Source organism: Nocardioides sp. DN36 (genome assembly GCF_055380375.1).
The window spans coordinates 2,957,162-2,973,038 of the sequence record NZ_AP043823.1; the positions used below are offsets into that span (position 1 = coordinate 2,957,162).

Genomic DNA, 15,877 nt, shown 5'->3' on the forward strand with positions numbered 1-15,877 from the left:
GTCCCCCTCACGATGGGATCGGTCCCGGCCGTGCTCGACGCACGGCCGGAACCATCCTCATCGAGGTCAGGGGCGTTCGACCCGAATCCAGTCGATCTGTCCCCTGAAATAGTCACAGCCGACGTCGGCCGTGCCGCAGTCGACCTTGCCGCCGATGGAGAACGGCCGCTTGTTGTCGATGTTGCCGATCGTCCCCCTGATGAACTTGGTGGCCGAGTCGGACTGGCCCGGGTCCATCGTGATCCGGACGCCGGTGGAGGTGCGCTCGCAGCGCACCACGTGCCAGGCGTTGTCGTTGGCCTTGAGCGAGGTCGGGCCGTCGACGAAGCCGATGGCCTTGGTGTGCCCGGCGCCGTCCCGGAAGTGGCAGCGCGGCCATCCCTCGTGCAGCACCAGCTTCCAGTAGCCGCCCGACTGCCCGGACTGTCCCTTCTGCACGATGTTCGGCTCCGAGGCACCGGTCCTGAACCGGATCGTCACGGCGTACGGCTGCGTCCCCGGGTCCAGCTTCGCGTTGTCGGGCACCGTCGTCAGCCGGGTGGGGTCGTAGCCCGACCCTCCCGGGAAGCTGTAGCCGAAGCCGCCGTCGCCGGTGGTGGTGTGGATCGTGACTCTGCTCCCGATGCTCCCGTTGAGCTTGTTCCCCGACGAGTCGATCATCGGTGTCGGCTTGCTGCCCTCGTTCATCTCCCAGTCCGCGACGACCGTGGCCGATGCCGCTCCCTGCACGAGCAGGGCGAGAACCACCGCAGACATGCCGACGATCCCCCGTGTCACTCGCTTCATGAACCCTCCCGAGCATGTGTGTGTCCCTCCATCAGAGGTCGCATCGATCAGAGCGGCATCAGCCATATCGGGGATAGGTGCCCAGCACGCCCATCAGGGCGGCCGACGCGTACCTAACATGAGTCGCCACTTCGAACCCGAGGAGACGACGTGTCCCCCACACCGGACGCCAGCCCGGACGCCAGCTCGCCCGCCGGCGCCACCGCCGGCTCGAACGCCGGTGTCACCGCGGTCATCGCCACCCGGAACCGCCCGGAGCTGCTGGCCAAAGCGGTCGACGCGGTGCTCGCGCAGGACTACGACGGCCCGATCGAGGTGATCGCGGTGTTCGACCAGGCCGAGCCGGTCGGGGACCTCGAGCGCAGCGGCACCCACCGCTCGGTGCGTGTCACCACGAACACGCGCACCCCTGGGCTGCCGGGCGCCCGGAACACGGGCATCGCGCTGGGCAACCACCCGCTGGTGGCGTTCTGCGACGACGACGACCTCTGGCTGCCCGCCAAGCTGCGCGCCCAGACCGCGGCCATGCAGGCGGCCGGCGCGGGCGCCTCCGTCACCGGCATCCGTATCCACTACGGCGACAAGGTGCGGCACCGCACCCTCGCGACCCCGCTGCTGCGCCACGCCGACCTGGTGCGGGACAGGGTCACCGCGGCGCACCCGTCGAGCTACCTCGTCGAGCGCTCGGTCGTCGACGCCGCCGGCCCCGTGGACGAGACCATCCCCGGCGGGTACGGCGAGGACTACGACTGGCTGCTCCGGGTCGCCCGGCACACCGACATCGCCTGCGTCACCGAGCCGATGGTCGAGGTGCTGTGGCACCCGGGCTCCTTCTTCACCCGGCGCTGGGACACCATCGACGAGGCCCTGACCTACCTGCTGGACAAGCACCCCGAGATCGCCGACGACCCGCACGGAGCCGCGCGCATCCACGGCCAGCAGGCGTTCTCGCTGGCCGCCCGCGGGATGCGGTCGCAGGCGTGGTCGCAGTGGCGCACGACGGTGCGGGGCAACCCCCTCGAGCGCCGCGCGCTGGCGACGCTCGTGGTGCTCAGCGGCGTGATGAGCGCCGACCGGGTGCTCCACGTGGCCAACAAGTTCGGCCGCGGGATCTGACCGGCGGCATCCCGTTCGGCCCGTCAGCGCACCGAAGGGCAGAACTGGACGCGCAGGTAGGTGTTCATCTGGCGTGCCGCGGCCGTTGGCGCCCCATCGAGCTGGTCCTGCCGCGTCTGGTCGGTCCACGTGGTCCTGCCGGCTGCCACGTCGTCACACACGGCGACGATCGCGGCGGCAAACAGCTGCGCCTGCCCGTACGACAACGGGGTGCCCGGCGACAGGCCGTACCCGGTGGCGTCGGCTGTGCGTCCCAGCCTGACCACCATGCCCTCAGTGACTCCGCGGCCGTTCAGGTACTCGGCAGTCTCAGCGTCCCCGCGCAGATGGGCGCCGCCCGTTCCGCCGCCTGCCGTTCCGCCGCCTGCCGTTCCGCCGTCTGCCGTTCCGCGCCTCTTGCCAGTGTCGCCCCGCTCCTTCTGCCCGGCCGCGGCCTCACGGGCGACCTCGCGGTCGTAGGCAGTGAACTGGTCGGGGCACTGGTTGCGCGCGGCCCCGATGAGCTGTCCGAGGCGCAGCACCGACAGGTACCCGCTGGCGATCTCGCGGAGCCGCTGTCGATTTTCGCCGAGAGTTTCACTCGGGTGGAACCACCACTGCGCGCAGATGGTGTCGACCGGGTCGCTCGCCTTCTCCAACGGCGCGTCTCCGTTGCCGGCGCACCCGGTCAGCAGCCCGCCGACCACAGCACAGAAAAGAGCCCAGGACGCAGCGACGGTTCCCGGTCGACCCCCGACATGCATCATGACGCAGATAGTGCCCCATGACCCCGCCACGCCAGCGCCCCAGGGCGTACGAGGGAAGGCAGCTCGTGCCGGCACCCACCTCGGTCAGGCGGGCGAGTCGTGCCACCGGGTCAGCTGCCTCCGCTCGTGCGCGGAAGCAGGATCGCGGCGGCCAGCGGCGGCTTCGTCACCCACCCCGACGCCAGGACGGAGTGCGCCCCCACCAGCGGGCCAGCTCCTCGTCGTACGGCGCGTAGTGCTCCTCGAGCCGCAGCCGCAGCTCGTCGGAGAGCGGCGATCGCTGGCGCGCGTTGTGCTGCTCGAACACGATGTCGCGGCACGGAGCCAGCCCGAGGAACCGGCGCACCTCGTCGAAGACCGGTTCGGGGTCGACGAAGAAGTCGCCGCTGTCCACGACGCACAGCCGCTCGCGACCGACCAGGTGCTCCAGCGCGCGCAGCTGCTCGATGTACTGCCCCCGTGTCACGTACGCGTGGTGCTGCCAGTGGAAGCTGTCGTAGCCGGGCTCGGCCATCAGCCGCTCGCGCTCACCCGCGATCCGCCCGGGCTCGGCGGCCAGGGCCTCCTCGAAGCCGAGGTCCTCGAAGCCGCGCGCCTTCTCGTGGCTGTGCCCGGAGTAGGCACGCACGACCGGGTCGCGCAGCAGCACGACCAGCTTCACGCCGGGCAGGTCGGCGGCCAGCCGCTGCCGGGCCAGCGGGTGGAACATGTAGTAGGGGCTGGACTCCCCGGTGACGACCCGGCGCCCGCGACCCTTCGCCCAGCCGGTCGCGACCAGCGGGAAGTGGCCGCGGTACCACCGCTCACCACGGTCGTAGGACTTGTCGAAGTAGTGCACGCCCTTGCGCAGGAACGGCCGCACCACATCGGGGTGCTGCATCAGCGTCTTGAACATCGAGGTGGTGCCGCAGCGCTGGGCGCCCACGATCAGGAAGTCCGGGCTCATCCGCAGCGGCGCGGTGATCTCCAGCGTCGCGTCGGAGAGCCGGCGGGCCTGGCGCCGGGCCAGGAGCGCGGCGCTGCTGTGCTCGTTTCGGGACATCAGGTCGGTCACTGCTTCTCCCCCACTGGCCGGCTCACGGGGCCGGGACGATGATCTGGTCGAGTCGGACGAGCTTGAAGTCCTGGTTCCCCGCACCCGGGGTGCTGTTGGTGTTGTCCTGGCAGACGAACAGCCCGGCCGGGAAGGCGGGCCCGAGCGGCCCGGCGTACGCCGCGACCCCGTCGGTGCGCTCGCAGCCGTCGGCGCTCGCGCCGCTCACGACGTCGAAGGAGCCGAGGTAGGCGCTGCTCTCGCGGTCGTAGACGGCGAAGTAGGAGTTGTTCGGGTCCGCGCCGTTCTGGGCCGAGGCGATCAGGTAGCCGGAGGTGGCTCCGGTCTCGGCCAGGGCCAGGCCCTCGATGTCGTAGGCGAGGTGGCCGGCGGGTTTCACCGCGTCGACCATGACGCGCGTGCTGCCGTCGCCGGGCTCGGCGCCGTACTGCCAGAGCGCGACGTCCTCCTCGGAGACGTAGAGCCGGCCGGTGGCGTCATCGGCCACGCAGCCCTCGGCCTCCGAGCCGACCTGGAACTCGCGCACCAGGGTGCCCTGCAGCAGCCCGTCGCCGTCGCTGTCGCCGATCCGGTACTCCCGCACCCGGCCGGCCCGGGTGATCACGAACGCGTAGAGGTCGCCGGTGACCGCGCTGTGGTAGGCGCAGACGCCCTCGCCGCCGTTGGTCGGGATCGACCCGGTGCCGTCGCCGACCGGCTCGAGGAGATGGGTGCCGGCGTTGACCGAGAAGGGGCGCAGCCCGTTGTTGTAGGCGATCACGACGTCGAGGGTGCGGCCCCCGATCGTCACGCCCTGCCGGACGTCCACGTTGCCCCAGAAGGTCGTCGAGGTGGTGATCCGCTGCACCCGGGCGCCGGTCAGGTCGTAGACCTCGAGCGCGCCCAGCTTGTCGTTGCCGATCACCAGCGAGGCGGCCGGGTCCGTCGGGTCCACCCAGATCGCCGGGTCGTCCGCAGAGTCGCCGGTGTGGAGGACCGGTTCGGTCTCCGCGACGGGCGCCACCTGCCCGACGACCACCGGCCCGTCGGAGACGGTCACGGTGTGGGTCACCGACGCGGTCGCGCCGTCGCTGTCGGTCACGGTGAGGACGACGTCGTAGCTGCCAGGGTCGGTGAAGTCGTGGTCGACGGTGGCACCGGAACCCGAGGTGCCGTCCCCGAAGTCCCAGTCGTACGACGCAGGCGCACCGTCCGCATCGGAGGAGGTGGACGCGTCGAAGGAGCAGCCCAGCCCGGCGCAGGTGCTGGTGAACCGGGCGACCGGCGGCTGGTTGCCGGTCGAGGGCGCCAGCACCACCGACCAGGTCGTCGCGGCCGTCGTGCCGGCGTCCGAGGTCGCGGCCAGGTCGCCGTAGCTGCCCGCCGCGACCGGGCCGCCGGAGTCGGCGAGCAGGCTGACGATGCGGCCGGACCCGGAGTTGGCCGCGGCACCACGCGGGGTGACCCCCGCGGGCGGCGTCCAGGAGCCCGCGGACGCGGACTTGCCGGACCAGTACGACGCCACCCAGGCGTCCTGCGGCGCGGGGACCACCGGCGTGCGCCGCACGGTCGAGGTGGTGGTGGCCGCGCTCGAGACCACGGTGAGCGGCCCCGGGTCCACGCCGCGGTACGCCGCCAGCTGGATGGTCGCCTTGACCGACGCGCTCAGCGGGACGTCGACCCGTGCGCCGGCGTCACCCGCGACGGCGACCCTCGACCAGACGAGCGTCCGCATGGTCCGGGCGGAGCGGTCCCCGTCGAGCGACCAGGGCCCGCGCGTGGGCGCCGAGACGGTGCGGTCCGTGGCGGCCAGCGACAGCAGGAGCACCAGACAGTCGCCCGGCTGGACCGACGAGGGGACCACGATCCACGGCGACGAGGTGTTCCGGCTCGCCGCGGTGTCCGCGACGTACGAGACGGTGGTGGTGGCCGCCTCCGCCCGGCCGGCTCCCCCCTCGCCGGGGACGGCCGCAGGTGCGAGCAGGCCGACGAGGGCGAGCAGAGCCACGACGAGCGTCGCCCGCATGCATGCCTCCTACGCGTCTCCGGCCGGAGGTTCCAACGTAGGTGCGCCCGCCGGGCGGGCGGGCGGGGCTGGGGGCCAATCCCCCAACTTGGTGAGCACACACGTGCGCGCCCGGGCTCCGCCCGGGCGCGCACCTGCTTTGGGGAGGGAGGGATCAGTAGTTCTGGACGACGTCCTTCCAGGCGGTCTTCGACGTGGTGTCGTGCAGCCGGTAGTCGAAGCCGACGTAGCTGTCGAAGTACGTCGCGAACGTGGCGCCGTTGTTCCGGGCGTAGTTCGCCATGCCCTTCAGCCAGGCAGCGCGTCCCTGCTCACCGCCGTCGGAGTTGATGACGGTGGTGCCGAACTCGGCGACGCCCCACGGCTTGCCCACCTTCGCCGCTGCGTCCGCGGCGGGCTGGAGGACGTTCTGCGGGTCGCGGTAGACGCCGCTCTTGCGGCCGGTGTTGTAGCAGTCGAAGCCGAGCACGTCGATGGTGCTGTCGCCCGGGTACCAGTCCTGCCAGTTGCGGCCGGAGTGCGGGTTGAGGCTCCAGCACATCAGGATCAGCGTGGACTTCAGGCGGGGGTTGTTGGCCGCGTTCGCCAGCTTGTCGATGTGCTGCCAGGCGGCCTTGTACTTCGCCTTGTCGACCGAGTCGTTCTCCGGCTCGTGCCAGTAGGACCAGTTGGTCCGGTGGTCGGTCGGGGCGTCGGCGAACCACTGCTTGAGCTGGGCGTCGTACTTGCCCGCGAGCACGGCGGCCGGGTCGGCCCGGAAGGAAACCACCAGCGGGGTGTTGTGCACCTTCTGGTTGAGCTTCGACCAGGACGTCGGCAGGCCCGGGAAGAAGTAGCGGATGGCGTCCAGCGAACCGCCGTACGCGTTGGTCACCCGCTGGTAGGCCTGCTCGTAGCTCTCGCCGGCGTTCTCGTAGATGGTGCCACCGAACTTGGTCTTCGTGTCGTCGGTGGTGGCCGTGGCCGTGGACTTCGTGGCTGCGCTCTGGTCGGCCGTGCTCGCGAAGGAGCCGGAGGCGAAGGCCGTGGTGGCCATCGCTGCGGTCAGAATCAGTGCGGAGATCCGGGTCGGGACCCGGAGGCTAGAAAGTCGCATGAGGTTGCGGCTACTCCTGAACTCGATATGTAGTTCTGACGCCTCCCCGCGCAGAGCCCGGAACTTACCCAAGGTGGTGCGGCATGACCAACCCGCTTGTGCCATATGGGGGATGGCCCGTTCGGGCCATGCGAAGCCGGCCGGAGTAGTCCTTCTGGGGGACGTGACAGCCCGGATCGGGCGGCGCGCAGCCCCTCAGACGATCGGGGCTCGGGTCTCGGCGAACATCGACCGTAACCGGTCAGCGGTATCGGTGGCGATTCCGCAGCCCGGCGGTGAGAAAGGTCACGGTGCGCTGCTCGCGGATCGAGAGCTCGCGACGCCATTCCTCGTCGACGCGGACCTGGACCTCACCGGTCCGGAACCGCACCGGGTTGCCGGCCACCTGGTGGTTGGTCCCGAGCACGAGCCGGTCACCGTCGATGTGCGCGAGGCTGTCCGCGTCGACGGGCATCCCGGCGAAGTCCAGCACCCGGGTCACGGTCCCGGCGGGATCGGCCACGAAGTCCTCGTAGCGGACGGTGGTGAACGGCACCCGGCCGACGGCGCGCAGGACCCCCGTGACGACGTCGAAGGCCGACCACCACAGGGCCGACTGCGCCACGCCGGTCCGGTGCATCAGGTCGACGCCGTCGGTGACCTCCGGGCGCTGCACGGCCTTGCGCAACGAGTAGGCCACCCCGCGCGGGTCGCGCACGACCTCGACGCAGCGCAGGTCGACCTCGGCCCGCATCAGCAGCGCGGCGTACGCCGGCATCTTGCTGGAGTCGACGAGCAGCCGGGCCCCCGACTCCCGGCCGGCCGCCGTGAGCACCGCACCGAGGTCGCGGGCGAGGGTGTCGCGCTGCGTGCGCCAGTGCGCGGACGGGCTGGTCCCCAGCAGCTGCGGGACGTTGCGGGTGCGGACCACCTCCTGGCGCGCCCGCACCAGCTCGTCGACCGCAACCCGGTCCCAGCCGTGGAAGGCGCGCTCCCCCACCGCGGACCAGAACGGGCAGTCACCGAACGGCTGCCCGCAGCCGCACAGCTCGTCGTCCCGGACCGCCCGGTCCCACATGTGCACGATCTCGCCGAGCGCCTCCACGCCCGGCACCCCGCCGAGCGCGCGCTCGAACAGCGTCGAGCCGCTTCGGCCCGAGCCCACGATCAGCAGCACGCGAGGTCGCGCGACGGCCGCCCGCCGGCCCGGCTCGGTCAGGTCGGTCTCGCTCACGGCGCCTCCCCGTCGGTACGCCGGACGAGCGCCGCCCAGGCGCGGACCGAGGGCTCGTCCTGCAGCCGGAAGTCACCACCGACGGGCGCGTCGAAGTAGGTGACGAACCGGGCGTGGTGGTCCTCGGCGTAGCGCCCCACCTCCTCGAGCCACCGGGCCCGGTCGGAGCCGTCCGCGCCGGGCGCCACCCGGGCGCCGATCTCGGCGATCCCCCAGTCGGCGCCGGCCAGCGCGGAGGCCGAGCGCGCGGGGTCGAGCAGGGAGGAGGGGTCGGCGTAGGTGGCGGCGTCGTGCCCCTTGGCGTAGCAGTCCCAGGCCAGCACCTCCACGCCGCTGGTGGGGACGTAGCTGTGCCAGTCGCGCCCGGAGCGCTCGTCGGCGGTCCAGCACATGAGGACCATCGTGGCGTGCAGCCGCGGGTTGTGCGCGGCGGCGGCCAGCTCGGCAACGTGGCTCCAGGCGGCCGCGAACTGCTGGGGGGTGAACCAGCCCTTCTCGGACTGGTCCTCCGGCTCGTGGAAGTAGACCCAGTAGATGTCGCGGTCGGTCGGGGCGGAGCGGAACCACTCCGTCAGTTGGGCGTCGGCCGATCCGGACAGCACCACGTCCGGGGGGATCCGGAACGAGATCACCAGCGGCCGGTCGCCCGTCTGTGCCGTCAGGTCTGCCCAGGTGGGCGGTGGCCACGAGCCGAAGATGCGCAGGATCCCGACCGGCCCGTACGCCGCGTCGATGCGCGCCAGGGCGGCCGCCCGGTCCTCGCCCGGCGACCGCCACACGTTGCTGCCGAAGACCGTCGGGGGAAGATGCGACCAGGCTGCGGGGTCGCTCACGACGGGGGCGGGCGTCCGGCCGGACCCACCGCCCCCGCTGCCCGGGAGGCTGCAGCCGACCAGGGCCGCGATCAGCACGAGGGCCACCAGGATCCCCGCGACGGGCCCCCGGCGGCGCCCCTCACCGCGCCGTCCGCCCGGCATCGTCCCGCGCCTTCTCGTCGAGGAGGTCGAGGACCTCGGGCGTGCGCACGCTGTCGACCTTGCGGGCGAACCAGTCACCGGAGCCTTCCATGGCGGCCACGTCGTCGAGGGTCAGCAGCTCCGGGTTCGGCCGCCCCTCGACCCACCGGATGTAGCGACGGCGCTCGGCCAGGACGCGCAGGTGGTCGGCGTCGTTGAGCAGCAGTGTCGGCAGCAGTGCCTCGTCGGGCACCGAGCAGCGCGAGAGGTAGGACTCGACCCGACCCAGCCGCTCGCGCTGCTCCAGCACGTGGTGCACCGCCGGGGCCCGCAGGTTGGCCCACATGTCGCCGACGTACAACCCGGTCCCCTGCCGGAACGGGTGCCGGCGCGGGAACGGGAACGACCGCCGGTCGCCGGGGATCCGCATCCGGTGCAGGTAGCGGGTTCGGCACCGCGCCTGCCAGGGGTGCACGTCGTCGCTGGGGTCCTCGGGCACCGGGAACCAGCGCAGCAGGGCGTCCGCGTCCTGACCCGCGAGGTCCGCCTCCGTGCGCCGCAGGTGCTGGGCCGGGTAGTCCTGGCCGGACACCAGCAGCAGCCACTCGAGGTCGGGCACCGCGTCCAGGCCGGCGCGCAGGCAGCGCAGCATCGCCTCGGCGAGGTTCATCCGGCCCCAGTCGCAGGGGCCGGCGTCCGGCACCAGCACCAGCCGGTCGTGCGGCACCAGCCCGTGCGGCTCGCCGCGCGGGTCGTGGTGCACCAGCGCGACGGTCCGGTCGCCCTCGAGGATCCGGGCCACCAGGCGTCGGAGCAGCTGCGGGTCGCGGTGCGAGAGCACCGCCACGACGACCGGTCCCGCCGTCACGTCTGCACCCCCTCCAGGGTCGGCAGCAGCCACTCCTGCACCCGGCCCAGGCTCGCGCCGGCGGCGGACTGGTTGTCGACGAGGTAGCGGCACGCGAGCGTGACGAGGTAGGCACGCGCGACGGCGTCCGCGGTCGCCGGCAGCACGCCCAGCGGGGCCAGCGTCCTGGCGGCCTGGCCGACCAGCCGCCGGGCTGCGTCCTCGGGCGCGACGCCGTGCACGGTGATCGCCTCGTGGAGGTCGTGGTGCAGCAGGTCGAAGCCCACCGGGACCCCGGTCTCGAAGCGCTCCCAGTCCCACACCGGGCACTCGCCCGGCACCAGGGCCACGTTGCCGGAGTTGAGGTCGCCGTGCCAGGAGCCGGTCGCCACCGGCAGCCGTGCCCCGGTGCGCTCCAGCTCCCGCCGCAGCGGCACGGCGAGGTCGCCGCACCGCTCGATCCGGGCGAGCAGCTCGGTCCGGTAGGGGTGCGCCGGCCAGTCGACGAGGGTGCGGCCGCCGATGGCCGCGATCTCACGCACCACCTCCACGAGGCGGCGGCGGCCGGCGTCGCCGGTGAGCCGGCGCGACGGCACGTCCAGCGGTTCGAGGACGAGCACCTCGAACCCCGCCCAGGACTCGGTCGAGAGCACCTGCGGTGGGCGCACGACCCGCAGCGGCACCCGCGCGAGGAGGCCGAGGGTGACGCCCTCCTGCTGCACCAGCAGCCGGGTCAGCGGGTTGTGGCCCACCTTCGCGAAGGCGAGCACCTCGCCGGCGGGGTCGGTCACCTGCAGCACCGGCTTGCGGTTGGAGCGCGCCGGCCCGATGGGCATCGTCAGCCGCAGCTCCCGGACCCCGAGCGCCGCCCGCAGCGGGTCCTCGATGCTGGGGGCGTCGCCGGGTCCCTCCACCACGACCCGGAGCTGCGGGAGCCGCGCGAGCGCTCCGGACCCCGCCGCGAGCGACAGCCCGGTCCGGGCCACGCGGGTGCGTACCCGGTGACCGGTCAGCTGCCGGCGCACGGCACGGCTCGCGGCCGCTCCGCCCACGGCCGGCAGCAGCAGCCGGGGGCTCGTCGTCGAGGGGACGGCCGTCCAGGCAGCGCGTACGTCGTCGCCGCCCGCGACCGCGACCCGGACCCGCAGCGGCGGTGGGTAGAGCGCGCCGAGGAGCTCGATCGCCGCGCTGCCGCGGTCGGTGCGTCCCTGCGCCGGCGCGGTCATGACTGCCGCCTCGCGGCCCGGCGCAGCTCGTCGTTGCGCCACAGCAGGCCGATCGAGAGGAAGGCGATGGCCAGCGGCATCGTCAGCGCCGAGTAGAAGCCGGCGTACACCAGCTCCATGAAGACCACGAGCGTGCCCGCGATACCGAGGACGGAGTGGTCCCGCAGGAAGCGTCCGATGCACAGCACCAGGAAGCCGGCGTACAGCAGCACCCCGAGGAAGCCCTGCGAGACGAGCAGGAGGGTGAGCTGGCCGGTGCTGCCGATGTTGCGCGCCCCGCAGCGCGGGCAGGCCGGCGAGGGACCGATGGCGATCGACTCGTCGCTGCCCAGCGTCTTGCGGGTGCTGCCGAAGCCGACCAGCGGTGACTGGGTAGCGGCGTCGATGGAGGTCTGGAGCAGGGAGGACCGGATCTCGTTGCTGTGCCCGGTCTCGAAGCGGGCGTTCACCATCGACTCCAGCGGTGAGCCGGCGAACGCGAACGCCCCGATGGTCAGCGCCAGCACCAGCCCGGCGAGGATCTTCACCCGGCCGTGCAGGCCGAGCCGGACGGCCACGATCACCAGGGCCACGCCGATGCCCAGCCACATCCCGCGGTTCAGCGAGTAGATGATCGGGACCGCGGCGAGCGCCAGCACGCCGTACATGAGCAGGCGCCGCGGCTTGCCGCCGAGGACGCCCAGGCCGACCACCAGCCACACCAGCAGCAGCGAGAGGTTGTTGCCCCAGGCGTTGGTGAACGGGAACGGCGCCGAGGGCCTCGGCGAGACGTCACCGAGGACCGGCTGCAGCTGGGAGAGCTTCACGACCGCGGCACCCTCGTCCATCACGGCGCCGGGGAGCACGTGCGAGGCCGGGGTGGTGAAGCCGAAGCCCGGGGCGACGATGGAGAGCGTGCCGAGCACGATGCAGGACATCGCGAGGGCGCTGAACCAGTAGATGACCCGGCGCCGCGGCAGCTCCTGCTCGGTGGTGTTGCCGAGGAACAGGAGCATCACCGTGACCGCGACGTAGTTGAGCCAGCGGAAGCCGAAGGCGAAGTAGCGGCCCGACCCGGCGGATGTGGCCGCGCCCGCCATGTCGACGTCGATCGCCAGCCCACTGACCAGCACCAGCACCAGGAACAGGATCCACACCCAGAAGAACGGGGGGACCCGGACGCGTCCGCGACGCGTCATCTGCCACACCAGCGGCACGGCGGCCGCGGGGAAGACGAGGTTGGTGACGCCGAGCGCCCACCAGACCGGCCAGCAGGCCACGGCCGCGGCGATCGGCCAGCCCACCGGGAGCCGGCGCTCGCGCCGCTGGACCGGCCAGGTCCGCAGGGACGTGCGGCTCTTCGGAGGCTCGACCGGCGCCCGGACCACCAGGCGGTTGTCCACGTCGGACGCCAGCGGGTCGCGGACCCACTGCTGGGCCTGCGGTCGTCGGCTGCGCAGCTGGAGGATCGTCATGGCCGGCTCACGAGTAGCCGTACTTCCGCCGCACCGGGGCGGTCATGACCTCGACCAGGCGACGTGACCGTGACGGCATGTCGCGCTGCCACTGCTCGTCCAGCCGCAGCGGCATGGTGCCGCTGGCGAGCCGGATCCGCCCGCCCGCGACCACGTGGGTGCGGGGCACCGTGATGCCGTCGGGGGTGACGTAGTCGAACGTGCCCTCGGGCGCGTCCTGGCCGGTCAGGGCCAGCACCCGGCGCAGCTCGCGGTCCGGCGCCGCGACCAGGTCCTCGTAGCGGACCCGCACCACCGGCACGCCGACACGGCGCAGTCCCGCGATCAGGGCGTTCACCGAGACCCAGCGGCGGCTCACCTTGCGGGTGGTGCTGCGCGGCATCTCGGAGCGCAGCGCGGCGCCCGCAGGCAGGGCCACGTGCTTGGCGAACGAGAACGCCACCCCGCGGGGGTCGCGCACCACGTGGGCCACCGCGAGGTCCACGTCGGGCATGGAGCGCAGGACGTAGGCCAGGGACGGACGCTTGGACGAGTCGACGACCACCTGCTGGCCGGACACCGTGACGATGGCGGCGTAGAGGCGGCGCAGGATCCCGGCGTACTCCTCGAGCTCGGCGGCGAATCGCCGCGGGCGCCACCGCGAGAGCAGCAACGGGATCCGCGAGGTGCGGTCGACCTGCTCCTGCAGCCGCATCACGTGCTCGGGGTCGACGGACTCCCAGCCGCCGAACGCGACCCGGCCCACCTCGGACCAGAACGGGCACCCGGAGAACGGCTCCCCGCAGGCGCACAGCCCGTCGTGCGCCAGGCCGTTGCGCCACAGGTAGAACAGCTCCCCCACACCCACGTGGCCGGGGAGCTGGTGCAGCATCAGGTCGGTGAGTGTCGACCCGCTGCGCGGCATCCCGCCGACGTAGAGGACCTGCAGCCGCCCGGCGCGCTCGGCCCCGACCCCACCGGGCGGGTCCGGGAACGCACCGAGCTGCGTCAGGTCGTCGAAGTCGTAGCCGAACCTGGCCACGTCCGCGGCGTACCGGCGCCGCAGCCGGTCGACCCGGCGGCGGGTGATCGGGGACCGGGAGCCGGTGAGCTCGGCCCAGGTCCGCAGGTAGCCGTCGCTGCGCCGCCCGTCGAGCGAGCCGGCGTCGATCGGCCGCGCGAGGCCGAGGAAGTCGGCCACCCCCGCCAGCGTGGTCGCCGGGTCCGTGACGAGCTCCTCGTAGCGCACGACGTGCACGTGCTTGAGGTGACCGAGGTCGGCGAGGAACGTGTCGTGGGCCCGGACCCAGTGCCGGAGCAGGTCGTCCAGGCCGTGCGTCGGCCCGGACCACTTCCGGGTGGACAGTGCGACCACGACGGGGTGCCGCACCACGACCACGAAGCGGGCCTCGGGGTAGAGCGCCTGCAGGAAGCGGGTCATCACCAGGTTCGGCGGGGACTTCTCCAGCAGCAGGCGCCGGTCGAGGTCCCAGTGCGGGGACCACTGCGCCAGCAGGAGCCGCGCGTTCTCCGGGGTCGCCAGCGGCGAGTCCTCGGTCAGGTGCGAGCGCGGGTCGAACGCGAAGCGGCCGGCGCCGCCGTACTGCCGCGCGGCCGGGTAGACCTGCTGCAGGTGCTGCCCCTCGTCCTCCTTCACCCCGGTGTCGTGGAAGCCGCTGATCTCCGGGTGCTCGGACAGCAGCCGGGCGAGGGGGGTCGTGCCGCTGCGGTGGAGCCCGGCGACGAAGACGAGTCGTCCCGAGTCCACCGCCGGCCCTCCTCCGGCGCTCATCGCTGCCGTCGTGTCCGGGCCGACCGCGGACGACCGGCACCCTGCTCGCCGTCGTCCTCGTCCCGCGCGGCCACGACGCGGGCGCGCTCCGCCGGGTCGACGAAGACCTCGTCGGCGGACACGGCACCTCGCCGCATCCGGCGCCGGCCGAGGTCGACGGTGACGAGGGAGACCTGGTCGACGCCCGACCGCGTCAGGTCGGCGAGGACCGCGCCCAGGGTGTCGCGCCGGGTGACGCCGAGGCGGACCACCACGACCGCGACGTCGACGTACCGGCCGAGGATCGGCACGTCGAGGCCCGGGTCGTCGTTGGGCAGGCCGAGGACCACGAAGTCGCGCTTCGCGCCGAGCTCGGCCAGCTGCTCGCGCAGGTTCGCCGAGTGGAACTCCCCGTCGACGACGATGCCGAGCTCCTCGTAGTCGGGGAGCCGCAGCGTGCCGGTCTTGCTCGCCGTCGCACGACGACGGTCGAGCACGACCGGCGAGTGCGGACGGGTGACGTACGCCGTCGGCGCCCCGGACCGGGCCGCGACGACCGCCAGCGAGTAGGCCAGCCGCTCCGCGGTCTCGGGGTCGTCGGGGCCGACGAGCAGCGCCACCTCCCGCCCGTCGGGGCCGTTGGCCCGCAGCGAGTGGTAGAGCGCCCGCACGTCGTGGTCGATGCGGGCCTCGCTCCCCCGACCCTCCGCCACCAGCGTGGACAGCGGCGCGAGGCCGAAGAGCCGCTCGACCTCGGCGCCGTTGTGCAGGCGCTTGTCGCGACGCTCGCGCCACACGGCCAGGGCGAGCCCGGCCAGCAGCCCCGCCATCAGGCCGGCGGGCAGGATGAGCATGGCGTTCGGGTCGGTCGGGCGGCCCGGCTTCTGGGCGTCCACGATCACCTTGCCGGCGTCGACCTCGGTGCCGACGAGCGGCGCCAGCTCCGCGTTGTACGACGTCAGCTGGTTGCTGAGCGTGGCCCGGCGCGCCAGCAGGAAGGCGCGGTCGGACGTCTCCTTGGCCCCGATCAGCTTGCCGAGGGCGACGTTGGTGTCCTGGATGCTCTGGGTGGTCTTCTCGATCTGGGCGTTGAGCCGGTCCACGTGCGCGTCGATCTTGTTCTGCGCCGACTCCTGGCGCTCGGCGAGGTAGGCCTCGGCGAACGTCTCCGCTCCCCGCTGCGCCTCGTCGGCCGTGGGCCCGGTGAAGGCGATCGCCATGATCGTGGTGTTCGCCGGCACGGTCACCCCGACGTGGCGCGACAGCGCCACCGGCGACAGCTCGGTGTTGAGCATGTCCTTCGCGCGCGCGGCGACCGTCTCGGACTTCACCAGCTGCGCCTCGGTGTCGAGGTTGATGCTGTCGTTGGTCCGGGCACCGTCGGCGGTCGCCGCGGGGCCCGTGTCCTCCACCAGCACCTTCGCCGTCGAGACGTACGTCGCCGAGGCGGTGACCAGGTACAGGGTGGCGAGGGCCAGGCCCGCGAGCACGCAGCCCACGACCCAGGTCCAGCGCCGTCGCACCAGCGAGACGTAGTCCCCGAGGTCTCGTGCGTAGGCAGCTGTCGGTTCAACCATGGTGGGAGTTCCCCCTCGTTACGGATGGTGTCGCGGCGGCCGTTGCGTCGA

General features: G+C 72.8%; 13 protein-coding genes. 1 reads left to right on the forward strand and 12 read right to left on the reverse strand.

Annotated features, from left to right (window positions below; translation table 11 throughout):
• Positions 1–66: 66 nt before the first annotated feature.
• On the reverse strand, positions 67–756 hold the full coding sequence (locus ACZ43H_RS15070; RefSeq protein ID WP_464584122.1) for a LamG domain-containing protein: 690 nt from the start codon (positions 754–756) through the stop codon (positions 67–69).
• A gap of 180 nt (positions 757–936) precedes the next feature.
• Here ACZ43H_RS15070 and ACZ43H_RS15075 point away from each other — a divergent pair, with 180 nt between their 5' ends.
• Positions 937–1,902 carry a glycosyltransferase family 2 protein gene (locus ACZ43H_RS15075; RefSeq protein ID WP_464584124.1) on the forward strand — a complete coding sequence of 322 codons (966 nt, stop codon included), beginning with the start codon at positions 937–939 and terminating at the stop codon, positions 1,900–1,902.
• Between the two features lie 23 nt (positions 1,903–1,925).
• Here ACZ43H_RS15075 and ACZ43H_RS15080 read toward each other — a convergent pair whose 3' ends face one another.
• From ACZ43H_RS15080 to ACZ43H_RS15130, 11 genes are all read right to left on the reverse strand, one after another.
• Positions 1,926–2,540, reverse strand: coding sequence for a hypothetical protein (locus tag ACZ43H_RS15080; protein WP_464584126.1), 615 nt, complete (start codon positions 2,538–2,540; stop codon positions 1,926–1,928).
• Positions 2,541–2,814: 274 nt separating this feature from the next.
• On the reverse strand, positions 2,815–3,690 hold the full coding sequence (locus tag ACZ43H_RS15085) for a sulfotransferase domain-containing protein (RefSeq protein WP_464584128.1): 876 nt from the start codon (positions 3,688–3,690) through the stop codon (positions 2,815–2,817).
• Positions 3,691–3,724: 34 nt separating this feature from the next.
• On the reverse strand, positions 3,725–5,707 hold the full coding sequence (locus tag ACZ43H_RS15090) for a phytase (RefSeq protein ID WP_464584130.1): 1,983 nt from the start codon (positions 5,705–5,707) through the stop codon (positions 3,725–3,727).
• Between the two features lie 154 nt (positions 5,708–5,861).
• Positions 5,862–6,743, reverse strand: coding sequence for a glycosyl hydrolase (locus ACZ43H_RS15095; RefSeq protein WP_464584132.1), 882 nt, complete (start codon positions 6,741–6,743; stop codon positions 5,862–5,864).
• A gap of 301 nt (positions 6,744–7,044) precedes the next feature.
• Entirely contained in the window at positions 7,045–8,016 is a 972-nt protein-coding gene (locus ACZ43H_RS15100; RefSeq protein ID WP_464584134.1) for a sulfotransferase family protein, read from the reverse strand.
• Positions 8,013–8,993 carry a hypothetical protein gene (locus ACZ43H_RS15105; RefSeq protein WP_464584136.1) on the reverse strand — a complete coding sequence of 327 codons (981 nt, stop codon included), beginning with the start codon at positions 8,991–8,993 and terminating at the stop codon, positions 8,013–8,015. The genes ACZ43H_RS15100 and ACZ43H_RS15105 overlap by 4 nt, the downstream gene beginning before the upstream one ends.
• A complete protein-coding gene (locus ACZ43H_RS15110; protein WP_464584138.1) occupies positions 8,971–9,840 on the reverse strand; it encodes a beta-1,6-N-acetylglucosaminyltransferase in 870 nt (289 codons plus the stop codon). Before ACZ43H_RS15110 ends, ACZ43H_RS15105 begins: the two co-directional genes overlap by 23 nt.
• Positions 9,837–11,045: a hypothetical protein gene (locus ACZ43H_RS15115; RefSeq protein ID WP_464584140.1), complete on the reverse strand. Its 1,209-nt coding sequence runs from the start codon at positions 11,043–11,045 to the stop codon at positions 9,837–9,839. Before ACZ43H_RS15115 ends, ACZ43H_RS15110 begins: the two co-directional genes overlap by 4 nt.
• A complete protein-coding gene (locus ACZ43H_RS15120; protein WP_464584141.1) occupies positions 11,042–12,499 on the reverse strand; it encodes an O-antigen ligase family protein in 1,458 nt (485 codons plus the stop codon). The genes ACZ43H_RS15115 and ACZ43H_RS15120 overlap by 4 nt, the downstream gene beginning before the upstream one ends.
• Positions 12,500–12,506: 7 nt before the next feature.
• Complete coding sequence (locus tag ACZ43H_RS15125) at positions 12,507–14,246, reverse strand: sulfotransferase (RefSeq protein ID WP_464584143.1); 1,740 nt, start codon at positions 14,244–14,246, stop codon at positions 12,507–12,509.
• Positions 14,247–14,266: 20 nt separating this feature from the next.
• Complete coding sequence (locus ACZ43H_RS15130; protein WP_464584145.1) at positions 14,267–15,826, reverse strand: Wzz/FepE/Etk N-terminal domain-containing protein; 1,560 nt, start codon at positions 15,824–15,826, stop codon at positions 14,267–14,269.
• Between the last annotated feature and the right edge of the window lie 51 nt (positions 15,827–15,877).